Source organism: Pseudoalteromonas sp. 4NS20-0020, assembly GCF_057554385.1.
In genome coordinates, this window is record NZ_BAAJMI010000004.1 from 389,325 (window position 1) to 405,311 (window position 15,987).

10 protein-coding genes are annotated in these 15,987 nt (G+C 38.9%); 4 read left to right on the forward strand and 6 right to left on the reverse strand.

Annotated features, from left to right (window positions below):
- Positions 1-60: 60 nt before the first annotated feature.
- From AC27JL_RS12400 to AC27JL_RS12410, 3 genes are read left to right on the forward strand one after another with little or no spacing between them, the layout of a single operon-like run.
- Positions 61-1,323 (forward strand): ABC transporter substrate-binding protein, encoded by a 1,263-nt coding sequence (locus AC27JL_RS12400; RefSeq protein ID WP_487195740.1) that lies wholly within the window; start codon positions 61-63, stop codon positions 1,321-1,323.
- Entirely contained in the window at positions 1,323-4,187 is a 2,865-nt protein-coding gene (locus AC27JL_RS12405) for an ATP-binding protein (protein ID WP_487195741.1), read from the forward strand. Before AC27JL_RS12400 ends, AC27JL_RS12405 begins: the two co-directional genes overlap by 1 nt.
- A gap of 46 nt (positions 4,188-4,233) precedes the next feature.
- Entirely contained in the window at positions 4,234-6,441 is a 2,208-nt protein-coding gene (locus tag AC27JL_RS12410; RefSeq protein ID WP_487195742.1) for a two-component system response regulator, read from the forward strand.
- A 58-nt stretch (positions 6,442-6,499) separates the two neighbouring features.
- On the opposite strand, the gene AC27JL_RS12415 is transcribed toward AC27JL_RS12410, so the two are convergent.
- The gene (locus AC27JL_RS12415; protein ID WP_008128245.1) at positions 6,500-7,747 is read right to left on the reverse strand and encodes a glutamate-5-semialdehyde dehydrogenase; all 1,248 of its coding nucleotides are present in this window, start codon (positions 7,745-7,747) and stop codon (positions 6,500-6,502) included.
- Positions 7,744-8,850, reverse strand: a complete 1,107-nt coding sequence (gene proB, locus AC27JL_RS12420) for a glutamate 5-kinase (protein WP_006791232.1) — start codon at positions 8,848-8,850, stop codon at positions 7,744-7,746. The genes AC27JL_RS12415 and proB overlap by 4 nt, the downstream gene beginning before the upstream one ends.
- Before the next feature lie 831 nt (positions 8,851-9,681).
- Between proB and AC27JL_RS12425 the strand changes: the two genes are divergently transcribed.
- Positions 9,682-11,523: a cation:proton antiporter gene (locus tag AC27JL_RS12425; protein ID WP_006791234.1), complete on the forward strand. Its 1,842-nt coding sequence runs from the start codon at positions 9,682-9,684 to the stop codon at positions 11,521-11,523.
- Positions 11,524-11,623: 100 nt separating this feature from the next.
- Here the strand turns inward: AC27JL_RS12425 and AC27JL_RS12430 are convergent, their stop codons facing one another.
- The 4 genes from AC27JL_RS12430 to hflK all read right to left on the reverse strand — a co-directional run bounded on the left by AC27JL_RS12430 (position 11,624) and on the right by hflK (position 15,952).
- Entirely contained in the window at positions 11,624-12,262 is a 639-nt protein-coding gene (locus tag AC27JL_RS12430) for a tetratricopeptide repeat protein (protein WP_008128241.1), read from the reverse strand.
- Between the two features lie 111 nt (positions 12,263-12,373).
- A complete protein-coding gene (locus AC27JL_RS12435; RefSeq protein ID WP_008128387.1) occupies positions 12,374-13,687 on the reverse strand; it encodes an adenylosuccinate synthase in 1,314 nt (437 codons plus the stop codon).
- 211 nt (positions 13,688-13,898) lie between these two features.
- On the reverse strand, positions 13,899-14,777 hold the full coding sequence (hflC, locus tag AC27JL_RS12440) for a protease modulator HflC (protein ID WP_006791238.1): 879 nt from the start codon (positions 14,775-14,777) through the stop codon (positions 13,899-13,901).
- A 14-nt stretch (positions 14,778-14,791) separates the two neighbouring features.
- A complete protein-coding gene (gene hflK, locus AC27JL_RS12445) occupies positions 14,792-15,952 on the reverse strand; it encodes an FtsH protease activity modulator HflK (protein ID WP_006791239.1) in 1,161 nt (386 codons plus the stop codon).
- Positions 15,953-15,987 lie beyond the last annotated feature (35 nt).

Below are 15,987 nucleotides of genomic sequence, written 5' to 3' on the forward strand. Positions count from 1 at the left end.
GAGTCTTTATCAATTATTAGCTATACATACTTGTATATCTATTAATGCCTTAGGTAAATCATGGACTCTCCAAAACGCTCAACACTTAAAAAACTTGCAGCTATAGGCTTAACTGCAGGCGCTATAACCCATGTTCCTTATGTTTTTGCTCGTAACAAGGTCACAATAAGAGTGCTTGGCACACATGTAACCTTACAGGACCCAATTCGTAAGCAAGCCATGAGTGATTTAGGCATTAATATTGAATTTACGCCCGCTGGTAGTGCCGCTGTTTTGCAAAGAGCCTCAATGGACCCCAGCTCATTTGATTTATACGAGCAGTGGTCAAACAGTATTAATGTGTTGTGGAATGCAGGCTCAATACAACCCATAGAAAAAAAACGCCTTACTTATTTTAACGAAATAAATAGCCTTACAAAAACAGGAAAGTTATCAGAAGATGCCAATATTGGTGCAGGTGACGCTCCCTTTAAAATATTAAATGTACAGCCCGATGGCACACTCAGTGAGCAAGAAAGCGACTTAATAAGCTTTTTACCCTATGTTCATAATGTAGACTCCTTTGGTTATAACACTAAATTTATTAAACCCGGAATTGCCTATGAAACTGAAAGTTGGGGATGGTTACTGGATGAGCAACACAGAGGAAAAGTAGGTATTGTAAATGCGCCTACTATTGGTTTATTTGACTTAGCGCTTGCTGCTAAAGCTAAAGGGCTTGTGAAAATTAACAATATAGGGGCAATGACTCGTATTGAATTGGATAACTTATTTAAGGTACTACTTGAGCTCAAACGCCAAGGCCACTTTAGCGGTTATTGGAACTCAGTGCCTGAATCTGTTCAGTATATGAAAGATGAACGCGTTCATATTGAAAGTATGTTTTCTCCTGCGGTATCTGCGCTAAATGGCCAAGGCATAAATGTGCGTTTTGCTGCTCCTAAAGAAGGTTACAGAGGCTGGCATGGTGTAATGTGCTTGTCGTCACAAACGCATGATAGTGTGAAAGATGCCTCTTACGATTATATGAATTGGTGGTTATCTGGCTGGCCAGGTGCGTTTATTGCTCGCCAAGGTTATTACATAAGCAATCCGCAGCGTTCTAAACCATTACTTTCACAGAATGAATGGGACTATTGGTATGACGGCAAAATCGCAAGCACTGATTTACTAGAAACAAATGGTAATATTGCGGTTAGAAAAGGCGAGCAAAGAAATGGTGGAAGTTACACTAAGCGCTTCAGCAACGTTGCAGTATGGAATACCGTTATGCCAACCTACGACTACAGTTTACAAAAGTGGTATGAGTTAATAAGTCGCTAATGCGTTCTATTAAGTCAAAAATAATTGCGACCTTAGCTGTATTAGCTGGACTGCTTCTTTTACAAAGTTATTTATTTAACCACTTGCAAGAGTCGTTAACCAGCCTGCAAAACATTCAAAACAATGCTATTAGTAAAAGTGAAGCTGTCGTAAAGCTGGAAAGAGATGTCATCGCCTTACAAAGTCATGCCGTTGCATTTATTGATGACGCTAATATAAATAATATTGCAAAGTTTAAAACATATTTAGACCAAGCAAATATTCATTTAGGGCAATTAACATTAAACACGCTAGACAAAACCCCTGAATATAAAAATATGCTTACTCGCCTCAGCGAGCACCTAAAAAACTATGAAACAACATTTGAAAAAGTAGTTATTAACAGACAAAAGCGCGAGCAAATATACTCATCTGGATTTAAACAGCCCATTGAAGAGCTACAAAAAAAGGTAATGGCACTTGAGTCACTATCAAATGAAGATAAAAAAATTCTCTACAATGATATTTTACTAACCATTAGTAACCTTAAGCATGCAGCTGTCAGCTACCTTTATAAACCTAATTTTGATGAAGCTCAAAATGTGAAGCAAAATCTAGAGTTTTTGCACACAAAAATTAACCGTATGTCAGCTATTAATGACTCCTTGCTTGATAAAACAATTAATCTTAAAAAAACACATAACCAACTAATACTGCTAACACGTAGTTACACCTACTCTGTGAATGTTGTGCTGACAGGGATCGAAAACGAACTTTTATACCTAACTAATAAAATTAAAAGCGCTGAAGAAGAAAAATTAAATTTGGTTAAGTCGCAATTTAATAGTGAATTAACGAAAAAAACCAAGCAAAGCAGCCTATTTACCTTTCTAATTCTGATTATTATTTTGCTGCTTTGTTATTTTATTGTTGCTTTTGTTATTAAACCCCTATCACAGCTTACCTTGCTACTTAATAGTATGAATGAAGGTGAGCCAATTACACTAAAAAATAAGCATACAAAGCTGAACGAAATTGCATCTGTGTTAAAAGCGGCTAATACACTTTATTTAAAAAGTGAGGAAACGAAGCAATTACTTGATGAAACACGCGCTTTAAATGTAAAAATGGAAGCCATGAATACAGAGCTTACTCAAGCAATAGAGGAAACAAACAAGGCTAATAAAACAAAAATCGACTTTGTGGCAAATATGAGCCATGAACTTCGCACACCAATGAACGGCATATTGGGTATGCTTCAGCTGCTACAAACAAGCAATATGCCAGTAAAGCAGGAACAATATGCTAAAAAAGCATTTTCTAGTGCGCAGAGCCTGCTGCAAGTTTTAAACAATATTTTAGACTTTTCAAAACTCGATTCTGATAACCTCAAACTTGAGAAAATTCCTTTTACACTCGATACGATCGTATCTAACGTTGAAGATTTATTTTCGATTAATGCACAACAAAAAGGACTAGCTCTAAATTGTGTTGTGCATGCCGACAGACACCTAACTCTGTTGGGCGATCCTATACAGCTAAATCAAATAATTAATAATTGCATTGGTAATGCAATTAAGTTTACCGATAAGGGTGAGGTGTCATTAACCATAGAAGTCATTTTTCAAAAAGAAAACAAAGTACAGTTGCGCTTTAGCATTAGTGATACCGGAATTGGTATGACGCAAGCCCAATCTGATAGGGTGTTTGAATCATTTGCTCAAGGCGACTCAAGTACAACAAGAAAGTACGGAGGTACAGGGCTTGGCCTAACGATTAGCAAACAGCTAACCAAATTATTAGGTGGTGACATACAAGTAAAAAGCGAACTTGGCAAAGGAAGTGAGTTTTTATTTACTCTTCCATTCACCATTGCAGAACAGCAATTAATTAATAACACTGCTAGCAAAAACAACCCTTTACCTGCAAAGGTAGACCTGCCAAAACTAACTGATTTTAAAGCACTTGTTGTGGACGATAACAAACTTAACCAAGAAATAACCTCTGCAATGCTAGGTGAATTTGACCTTAATACAACAATTGCAAACGATGGGCTAGACGCTATAGATAAAGTATCAGCTCAACATTTTGATATTGTATTTATGGATATACAAATGCCCCATATGGATGGCCTTGAAGCCACTAAACAACTAAGAGCTAAAGGCTACAATATGCCTATTATTGCTTTAAGTGCTGCTGTAGAGCCCAGAGATAAAAAAGCAGCCGCTGATGCAGGTATGGATGACTTTTTGGTTAAACCCATTGTATTTGACGCGCTTTACGAAAGCTTAGATAAACACCTAAAAAGTAGAGATAATTTGCAAACAATAAATTTAGTAAAAGCAAAGCAAAACGTTGATAACAATGAAACCTTACTCATGACATTGCTTACTCGGTTTATAGATGGTAATAATAACTTTTCAGCGAAGGCTGATTTATTAATAAACAATAATGATGTTGCTACTTTAAAGCGAACGGTGCATACACTGAAGGGGTTAGCGGGTACATTAGGGCTAGAGAAGCTGCAAAAGTGTGCATTAGAGACTGAAAAAGCACTACTTGAGGAAAGTTCGCTTAATATAGATTTATTAAAAGAAAATTTGGCAGCAACGCTTTTTTCTATTAAAGAATTATTAGCGACACTCAATTTGGAAAATATAGAGCCGAAACGACACAATCTCGAAGATGAGCTGGTAGTGATAAATGAGATTCACTCACTAGCATTAGCGTCTCGTCCTATCCCAAACGACCTAAAAAGGCATTTAGAAGCGAATAGCTATGATACTGAACACGGCTTATCAAAACTAATAGAGGCGATTAATAGTTTCGACTATCCGTCTGTAATTTCGATTATTGAAACATATAAAGCAGACACAAAGCATTAATGATTGAGTGATTCAGAATTTAAATACTATGTAAAAAGGATTAACAGTGCATTTAACTCATTCCACCATAAATAAAAGTGAACAAAAAGCGCAGCGACAAAAGCCTTTAATTCTAATTGTTGATGACGAACCAAGTAACTTACATATTTTGGTAGAAGGGCTTTCAACCGACTACGATGTTCGAATATCGACAAGTGGAGAGCAAGCTCTAACGTTTATTGAGTCTACCCGTCCAGATTTAATTTTACTCGACATAATGATGCCGGGAATGAATGGTTATGAAGTGTGCACTATACTAAAAGGGAAACCCAAAACAAAAGGCATTCCCATCATCTTTGTTACGGCGCTTACAGAAGAAGAGTCTGAAGAAAAAGGCTTTGCTATGGGCGCCATAGATTATATTCACAAGCCTTATAAATTAGCCTTGGTCAGAGCTCGCATTCGTACACATATAACAGCACAAGGTATGCTAGACCGATTAATAGAGAAAAACTTTGACCTACATGACAAGCTGCTTGAAATAGAATCTTTAGCAATGGAGCTGGATGTTAGAGAAAAAGAATTAAAGCAGTTATCATCTAAACATCAACTCTTTTTTCACGCACTAACGAGTACAGCTGACGGTGTTGTGATAACTAACAGTACAGGCAAAATAATCGCGGTTAATCCTTCTTTTTGCCGCATCACGGGTTACGATGAAGCTAATTCGTTAAATATGCATATTCACGATATCAAACAAAATAACCAGCCAAATATAAACTTTGAACAAGTATGGCAACACGCAAGTGAAGCCGGCTACTGGAGTGGTGAGTTAGTTACCCGACGCAAAAGTGGTGAGTTATACCCTGAATTGCTAACGTTGAGCCTTGTAAAAAATGAACACGATACCAACGATCACTACATCGGTGTATTTAGCGATATATCAAGCCTAAAAGTGACCCAGGAGCGAATAGATTACTTAACTTGGCATGACGAATTAACCGCCCTACCTAACCGTAACAGCTTCTTAAAGCAGTTAGAGCAGCAATTACAAAGCTGTTCCACTGACAAAAATTTTGCCTATATTTTTATTATCGATGTAGATGGGTTTCACTCGTTTAATGATGGAATGGGCCTGCTAGCCGGTGACCATGTCCTAAAAGAACTAACTAAGCGTATCCATACAAATACTGATAATAATGATATTATTGCTCGCTTGGGAAGCGATGCCTTTGCAACGTTGTCTGTCCTAGATAAAGGCATTGGCAGAGCAAGAGCCCAAATTATTGCAGAGAAAAAAGCACAAGAAATTCTTACATCCGTAAGACTGCCTTTTTTTGTTGATTTAAAGGAAGTTAGCCTAACAGTAAGTATTGGTATGTACATATTCCCGCAACATGGGCAATGGGAAAGCGCTATCGAGACTATCAGAAACTGTGAAGCTGCCTGCTATAAAGCAAAAGAGAAAGGGGGCAACCGAGTTACATTTTTTGACACCTCATTTGGTGAACAAGCAAAAAGACGTTTCGAAATTGAGCAAGACCTACGTAAAGCAATCGCTTATAACGAGTTATCACTTCATTTACAGTCTCAATATGATAGTGATCAAATTTTAAAAGGAGCTGAGGTTTTACTTCGTTGGAAACACACAACGAAAGGCTTTATTAGCCCCAGTGAGTTTATTTCTATTGCGGAAGAGTCTGACGTTATTTATGACTTAGATTGCTGGGTATGTGAAAATGCCTTAAAAACATTAGCTAAGATTAATCAAACACACCCTCACTTAAGTTTATCAATAAACATAAGTGGTCGACATTTCCATGAGCCACGCTTTTTAGCCTTTTTAGTTGAACAGCTAACAATTAATAATGTTATTGCGTTGCAACTCACTATAGAGATTATTGAAGGTACGCTACTAAATAATATGGACTCTGCTATTGAAGCTGTACATAACCTCAAAAAGTTGGGTGTAAAAGTATCAATTGATGACTTTGGAACTGGCTATTCAAGCCTCACATATTTAAAGCAATTACCAATTCAAGAGCTTAAAATAGACCGTTCTTTTGTGCTCGAAGCGCCAACAAATAAAAATGATAAGTTAATAATTGATATGATTGTGAGTTTGGGACGTTTATTTGAATTAGACGTTGTTGCAGAGGGTGTCGAAAACCAATCACACTTCGATTTACTACAGGAATACCCGGAGGTGATACTACAGGGTTATCACTTGCATAAACCTGAGCCAGTAAACGATTGGCTAGCTAAATTAAAGTGATTTTTATCAAAAATAAAAAGCCGAGCTATGCTCGGCTTTTGTAAAATTAATATAAAATTTATTCGCGAACTTGGCCTTCGCCATTCACTAAATATTTTTCTGTTGTGAGTGATTCAAGCCCCATAGGGCCATACGCATGAAGCTTAGATGTAGCAATGCCAATCTCTGCACCCAATCCTAACTGTGAACCATCAGAAAAACGAGACGATGCATTCACCATCACAACTGACGCATCTACACTACGTTGAAATAACTCAGCTGCGGCTTGGTTTTTAGTACAAATCACTTCTGTATGATTTGAGCCAAATTGAGCAATATGCTCAACAGCGGCTGAAAATGTAGGTACTACGCGTATCGCGATTTCTAAGTCTAGGTATTCTTCACCAAACTCATCATCAGCTAAAACAGTTGCATTATCGAAGTATTTGGCAGCAAAGCTATCAGCATTGATCTTTACACCTTCTTGACGAAGTACTACCGCACATAAATTTAGGAACTCATCTGCGATATCTTCGTGTACAACCAAACCTTCAAGTGCATTACATACACCCGTTCGTTGTGTTTTACCATTAAGTAATAAATTAATCGCAACCTCTAGATCTGCGTCTTTATCGACATACAAATGACATACGCCTTTGTAATGCTGAATAACAGGAATGGTACTGTTCTCGGTAACAAAGTTAATCAACCCTTCACCGCCGCGAGGAATGATTAAATCGATGCTATCACGTTGCTGCATCAACTCCATAAGAAGTGCACGATCGGGATCTGGAATAACCGAGATTAATGAAACGGGTAAGTTGTGCTTTTCAAGTACACTGTGCATTACACTGGCAATCGCTTGTGAGCTTTTAAGCGCCTCTTTACCACCGCGTAAAATAACGCCATTACCCGATTTAAAACACAAAGCACCAGCGTCTGCGGTCACATTAGGGCGTGCTTCATAAATCATACAAACAACACCAAGTGGTACGCGCATTTTACGAATTTTAATACCATTAGGTCGTTCCGTGATTTCACGAAGCTGACCCACTGGATCATCAAGGCTTACTATAACTTCTATCCCTTCAGCCATCGATTCTATGCGCTCATCGTTCAGAGTTAGACGATCAACCATTGCCGCAGGCAAATTGTTGTCGCGCGCAGCGCTTAAATCACTTTCGTTTTCTTGAATTATAAATGCTTTTTGCTCTCTTAATGCCGCAGCCATTTCTGTTAACACTTGGTTTTTTGTCTCGGTGTCGAGTAAAGCAAGTGTATTTGCAGCTTTAGCTGCCTGACGCGAAATATCCGTAATTAAACTCATGACTTCTCCAATAATGCGATATCTTTTTCTGAAATAACAGGTCCAATAGAATCCTGCATTTTTTCACTAAATTCACTTTGTTCGTTGTCTGCAATGAAATTCAACAAACAACTACTGTAATTTGCGGTCGCTTTAGCTAAACGCGTACCATCTTCACTTCTAACGAGTATGGTGTCGCCAATTGCAAACTCACCATGTACTTCAACAATTTCATCGCCGCGAATTATGCCTGTTTCACCTTCGATTGATTCATCAAATGTTCCATCTACCACAACTTCACCTTGCTCATTCGCAGTGTGTGTCATCCAATGCACAGAATCTTGCATTGGTTTTTCGTATGGTAAAAATATTGTTCCAGGGTTGTCACCCTCTAATAAACGATTAAATGTCTCTTCTTTAAAACCATTAATTATATATGTTGCGATTCCGTGTGATGTTGCTTTTTCTGCAGCTTCTATTTTAGTTTTCATACCGCCAGTACCTACCGCGCTAGTAGCACATCCTGCCATGGCGTAAATAGAATCATCAATTGATTTTATTTCAGGTAATAAAACAGCATCGTCATGAAGATTTGGGTTTTTATCGTATAAACCATCTACGTCTGAAAAAATGAGTAAAGCGTCTGCATCAGCGGCTGCTGCAACCATTGCTGATAAATTATCGTTATCACCTACTTTAAGGTCATCAGTAGTTACCGCATCATTTTCATTAATGATAGGTAAAACACCATGCTCTAATAATGTAAACACGGTTTCACGAATACTTTGATAACGCTCTCGGTCGCGCAAGTCACCATGAGTGAGCAAAAGCTGAGCAGATGGAAAGTCAAAAAAGCGGTCCCACATAGCAATCATTTCAGTTTGACCAGCAGCAGCCATTGCTTTTTTTAATACAACTGAACGAGGCTGATCTGATGGAAATAGATGCGAACCTGCTGCAACAGAACCTGATGAAACTAAAATCACTTCAATGCCGCGAGCACGACAACGAACAATAAACTGTGCGATAGTAAGAATATAACGAGAACGACAACCGTCTTGATCCGGTGCAATGAGTGCACTACCCACTTTTAATACAATGCGTCGCCAATTTAACTTTTGCATAAGTCTTCTACTTTCCATTTTATCTGTGCTCAGTTTTAATGAGCTAAACTAAATAGCTACCAATATATGTAGCTTCGAATTTGTGTTTTTTGGCAACACTTTTAAACACACACAAGAAAGCCAAAATCTAAAAGCAAGGCTTTAAATTTAAGCTCAGATATAAAAAGCAGATACCTTGCAATGAAAGTAATGCCTATAAGAAAGTTTAAAAAGTGTTGTTTATGCATCGCTGTAAAAAGCCTTGGTGACTTTTTTATTAACAACATACATAGAGCCTCTAAAGTCTGGTACACCAACAGATAGGGTGAAGACTAAAGGACCGAGATTTAACCGCCACGATGGGGGTTAAACATTGAAAGATATCAATTCAACTCAAACTTTAAATGCTTAAGATAAACCGTATCAAGTAATTAAATAAATTATATTTTAGGCGTTCAAATACTGAACTAGCTTCTAAATAACGATTATACCTAGCAAATATGACCGTAACATTAACGATGATTTTATTTTCCAGATAATTTAATTAGATACCTAACTATTCGAACTCGAAGTATAATACGCTAAATAAGGTCGTAAGATCAAGGCTAAAATTCAAACGACTACATTGAAAAGCGTTTAGTAACAAACTTTTTTACTTTCAAATCATAAAGATAGAAGGTGTTATTGATAATTTATAAAATATTTAGCAACGCTAACCATAATTAATACGTACTAATATTTTGTTAGCGGCTAAAATTAAATAGTAATAGTTGATTTTCCCGTGTATACCCCTTTAATAACAACTAAAATCGTTATACTTTAAATAAAATCATAATAAGGAATTCTTAATCTATGTCAGCAATTTACATAGCCGGTATCGCACTCTGCTCAGTGCTTGCCCAATGGGTAGCGTGGGCATTTAGAGTACCCGCTATTCTTTTTTTATTGCTCACTGGCCTGTTACTTGGGCCATTTAGTGGTGTTTTAGACCCTGATGCACTTTTAGGCGACTTACTCTTCCCTGTCGTATCATTAAGTGTGGCTGTTATTTTATTTGAAGGCGCCCTTACCCTTCACTTTAGGGAGTTAAAGGGAATTGGTAAAGTAGTCAGAAACCTATGCTCCATTGGTATGATTGCAACTTGTGTTGTAATTAGTTTAAGTGCCTATTGGTTACTTGAGCTCAATTGGCGGGTTGCTGCTGTGCTCGGCGCAGTGCTTGTGGTAACAGGCCCGACAGTAATAGCGCCTTTACTAAACTCCATGCGCCCCACACAAGACATAGACCGCATTCTACGCTGGGAAGGGATTGTTATTGACCCTATCGGGGCATTGTTTGCTGTACTGGTATTTGAAGCAGTAATGTTAGTAGGCCAAGGCGAGGTACTAAGCCATACTATTGTTGCTTTAGTTAAAACTGTTGGAGTTGGTCTAACAATAGGGGTAGCAGCAGGCTGGGTTACAACTCAATTAATGCGCCGAGAATGGTTGCCATTTGAATTACATAAGTTTGGTATTTTAGCGCTGGTATTAATTAGCTTTTCTGTATCAAACTACTTAAGCCATGAGTCAGGCTTATTGGCCGTAACGGTATTTGGTATTTGGCTTGCGAATCAAGATGACCTAGAAATAGACTCTGTTTTAGAGTTTAAAGAAGACTTGTCGATGATTCTTATATCAACGCTTTTCATCTTACTCGCAGCCCGTTTGCAGCTTTCCGACTTAATGATGTTAGACAGTGATGTATTTATTTTTTTAGCGATTGTGTTATTCGTAGCACGCCCTTTATGTATTGCTATCTCTACCTTTGGTACCGACTTACCAATTAAATCTCGCTTAGTACTCGCTTGGATTGCGCCAAGGGGTATTGTAGCAGCCGCTGTTGGTTCAGTGTTTGCACTTAGCATGATGGAAGCGGGTGTGGCTGATGCAGAAAAAATGGTTCCACTTATTTTTACAGTTATCATTATAACTGTTGTACTACAAAGCCTAACCGCAATCCCTGTGGCTAAGTTACTAGGTGTACGTCAACCATCACCTAATACTATTTTAATTATTGGGGCTAACCATGTGTCACGTGCTATAGGGCGAGGTTTAAAAGAGCAAAATATTCCTGTCCACCTTTCAGATCCTGCTTGGGAAAACTGCAAAATGGCACGTATGGATGGCTTGCCTTGCTATTATGGTAATCCGCAATCAGAGCATGCTGAACGATACTTACCGCTTACAACTATCCGAAGTGTTTTAGCGCTTTCACCAAACAGGCATCACAATGCATTAGGTGTGCAGTATTTTTCACATTTACTCAATGAAAAAAACGTGTTTTCGCTACGCTCATCAACAACACACGCTAAAGCCAACAAAGACAGTGCGACCTTTTTATCGCGTCAAATATTATTTGGGGATGAAGGTTCGTACGCTCGCTTAAGCAGTGTCATTGCTAAAGGCGGAAAAGTAAGTGCTACACGTATTTCAGATGAGTTTAGCTGGGAGCAATACTTAGAAATGAACCCTGAGGCTATCCCTTTATTTATTCTCAAAGGAGATAAAGACAACGATGACGATACACCAGCTAAAGTAACACCATTCACACTTAATATGGACAAACCGCCTCAAGAAGGTGAGCGTATTGTTGCACTGCACCCCCCTAAAATGTCGTTATTAAAAGACCCACAACCTAAAGACAAAGAATAAAGTTAATTAAAATAACACTCACAAAAAAGCCCTAATTTTATTAGGGCTTTTTTCTAAATTTACAGCAACTCGCTTAGTTAAAGTTTATTCTTGATTAGCATTACATAGGTAACCGAGCGCGCTCTACGACACTATCAGGCATTTTTTGCGCAAGCTTAGTTAGGGCGTTTTCAATTTTTTTATGCGTTGCTTTATCTGCTACCATTGCATTAAACAACCAACGATATGCATCTTCAAAATCCCGTGGGCTACCGTAGCCATCATTAAACAACTTCACTAAACGTAACTGCGCTTTTAAGTTACCTTGTGCAGAAGCTTCACGTAAATACGTAATAGCCATGGCTTTATCTTGTTGAACTAGCCTTCCGGTATCGTAATAGCGACCTAACTGCTCAAGCGCTGCCGCTAAGCCTTGCTCAGCAGACTTTCTCATGTAATACACGCCTAGCTCTACATTTCGCTCAACACACACATTATAAGCAAGCATATCGCCATATAAAAATTGATAGGATGGCAATGCCATTTTATTGGCTCGCGCTTCAATATCTTGAACTAACTGGCAATCATCTGCCTTTACACGCTGCAAATGCACATTTTTATTTATTAACGCGATAAGCTCTGATTCAGTGTATAGCGGTACTGCAGCAGGTGATTCATCTGCTAACGTATTGGAAGATATAAATAAAGACACTGACACTAAGGGCACAGCTAATAACGAACTTTTTAAAAATAGGCGCATGTTCACCACGTACAAAAATTATCTTACTAAATAATATACAAAGATCGTTCCAAGGTGAATTTTAGACACAAAAAAAGCTGCATTTAGCAGCTTTTTTTATATTTATGGTAATCAAGCAAACGGGTTGCGAAGTACCATCGTTTCTACGCGATCTGGACCTGTAGAAATAATATCAATTGGAACACCAGTGATTTCTTCAATACGCTTGATGTAATCAATTGCAGCTTTCGGTAAGCCTTCAAGTGAAGTTACACCCACAGTATTTTCAGACCAACCCGGCATCTCTTCATATACTGGAGTTACTTTCTCGTAACCTTCAGCAGCTAATGGTGTTACGTTTGTAACAGTGCCATCTTCAAGCTGGTAGCCAGTACAGATTTTAAGTGTTTCTAAGCCATCTAAAACGTCAAGCTTAGTTAAACAAAAACCTGAAATACTGTTGATTTGAACTGCACGGCGCATTGCCACTGCATCTAACCAACCAGTACGACGAAGACGACCTGTTGTAGCGCCAAACTCATGCCCTTTATCACCTAAGTGCTTACCAACTGGGTCTTGCTTATCAAGGCCATCATAAAGCTCTGTAGGGAAAGGACCCGAACCAACACGTGTTGTGTACGCTTTGATAATACCTAACACGTAGTCAAGGTTTAATGGACCAAAACCAGCACCAGTTGCAACGCCACCAGCGGTCGTGTTTGACGAAGTTACATAAGGATAAGTACCGTGATCAATATCAAGTAATGTACCTTGCGCACCTTCAAATAAAATGTGCTCACCTGCTAAACGTGTTTGGTCTAAAAGCTCAGTTACATCTACAACCATTGCTTTTAAGATATCTGCAACAGCCATCGCATCATCAAACGTTTTTTGGAAATCTACAGCGTCTACTTTGTAGTAGTTAACTAGCGTGAAGTTATGGTACTCAAGAACTTCTTTTAGTTTAGCTGCAAATAATTCAGGATTAAATAAGTCACCTACGCGTAAACCGCGACGTGCTACTTTATCTTCATACGCAGGACCAATGCCACGGCCAGTTGTGCCAATTGGCTTGTCGCCACGAGCTGTTTCGCGGGCTACATCTAATGCAACATGGAAAGGCAAAATTAGCGGACATGCTTCACTTATTAAAAGACGTTCGCGTACTGGTACGCCTCGCTCTTCAAGCATGCCAATTTCTTTCATTAGCGCTTCTGGTGATAAAACAACACCGTTACCAATCACACATTTAACATTGTCACGTAATACACCCGATGGAATAAGGTGTAGAACCGTCTTTTTACCTTCGATAACTAAAGTATGACCTGCATTGTGGCCACCTTGATAACGAACTACTAAAGATGCTTTGTCCGTAAGGAGGTCAACTACCTTACCCTTACCTTCGTCACCCCATTGGGTGCCTAATACAACAACGTTTTTACCCATTGTAAATTCACTTAGAGAAAATTAGGACGAGATTTTACCAGAAAACCCAAGTAAAGATCACCCCTGTTCAGCTTATTTTTTCTGCGAAGAATTATTAAATTAAAATATGAGTAAATAACCACATATATAACAGTGGTTTAAAGTTGTAGATTGTATTCAACAAAAAGCCCCGCAAGTGCGGGGCTTTAAATTTTAAAAGTACAAATATAGTCTACTGCGCTTTAGCGCCTTTCATATATTGGAAGAAGTCGCTGTCTGGTGAAAGCACCATCACATCTTGCTTACCTTTAAATGTTTTCTTATACGCCTCTAAAGAACGTACAAAGCTGAAAAACTCTGGATCTTTATTATATGCATTTGCATAAATAGCGGCAGCATCTGCATCACCTTGACCACGCACTGAGCGTGAGTTACGTTCAGCGTCTGCAAGCATAACTGTCACTCGACGGTCAACGCTAGCACGAATAGTCTCTGCTTTTTCTTGACCTTCAGAGCGGTGCTCTTTAGCAACGGCAGTACGCTCAGCACGCATACGTTGATAAATCGAACTACTTACTTCTTGAGGCAAATTAATTTGCTTAACACGTACGTCTAGCACTTCAATACCTAACTCGCGGGCACTTTCAGATGCTTGAACTAATGCTTCTTCCATAAGCTCACTACGCTCACCCGATACAATTTCACGAATTGTGCGTGTACCAAAGTTAGTACGAAGTCCGTTATTAACCTTTTGCTCAAGTAACGTTTCAGCATATTGCTTGTCGCCACGTGCACGTAAGTAAAAAGCACTAAAGTCGTTAACACGCCATTTAACAAACGAATCAACAATTAAGTCTTTCTTCTCACTTGTCACAAAACGATCTGGCGTTCCATCTAGCGTTTGAATACGTGCATCAATACGACGTACTTGGCTAAAAAATGGGACTTTCAAATGCAAACCAGGGCCATAAACAACCGCTTGATCATCGTCATCTTTTTGTACTTTACTGAACAATAGCACAATTGCTTTTTGCCCTTCAGGTACAACAAATACCGATGAGAAAGACATCACAATGGCAACTAGTAGTATTACTAAACTAAAATTTTTCATTATGCTTATCTCCCCTAGTTAAAGCGATCGTTGTTAAAGCGGTCGTTGCTGCTATTAACGGTGCTGTTACGTGATGTATTTACTTTGTTTCTTAAGTCTTGAATGTCACTTGAGCTTGGTAACGCAACACGTGTTGCAGTGCCTTGCTTTTCCATGATTTTATCAAGAGGTAAGTACATCATGTTATTACCACCCTTCACATCAACCAACACCTTAGAACTGCTACCTAACACTTCTTCCATTGCATCAATGTATAAGCGTTCACGTGTTACTTCTTTAGCCGCTAAATACTCAGGTAATAGCTTTTCAAAACGAGCAACCTCACCTTGCGCTTCCAGTGTAATGCGCTCTTGGTAACCTTCAGCTTCTTGCGTCATACGTGTTACTTGACCACGTGCACGCGGTTCAATTTCACGAGCATACGCTTCTGCTTCACGTATGAAACGCTCTTCATCTTCTTGTGCTGCAATCGCATCATCAAACGCATCTTTAACTTCAGTAGGTGGGCGAGAATCTTTAAAGTTAACATCAGTAACAATTAAACCAAGATTGTATGGTTCGATTACCTTGTTAAGCTCATCCCATGTGTTTTGACGCACTTCTTCACGGCCGTTCGTTAAAACTTGGTCCATTTTTGCGTGACCCACAACATAACGCAATGCACTGTCTAGCGCTTCTTCTAGACTGCTGTCAGCATTCGTTACGCTAAACTTGTAAAGGTATGGGTCAATAACACGGTATTGCACCTGAAACTCAACACTTACCACGTTTTCATCTTCAGTAAGCATAAAGCCAGACGCCGACAGTGAACGAACGGCTTCAATATCAACTGGGATAACCGTTTCGATAAACGTCATTTTCCAACGCAAACCAGGTTCAGCAATTCGGTCATATTTACCAAACTGCAAAACAACACCACGTTCCGCTTCTTTAACCGTATAAATACCACTTAACGCCCACACAATGGCAGCGATAATGAGGATAAATGAAATACCGGCTCCGCCAAGTCCGCCACCGCTTCCATTGCCGGATTTTTTACCGCCAAATAAGCCGCCGAACTTGTTACTAAACTTACGGAACACCTCGTCTAAATCAGGTGGGCCTTGATCACGTCCGCCTTTATTGTTCCACGGATCTTTGTCATTGCCATTATTACCCGGTTCATTCCAGGCCATAGCTATACTCCATTGTTATCTAAATAAATTAGGAA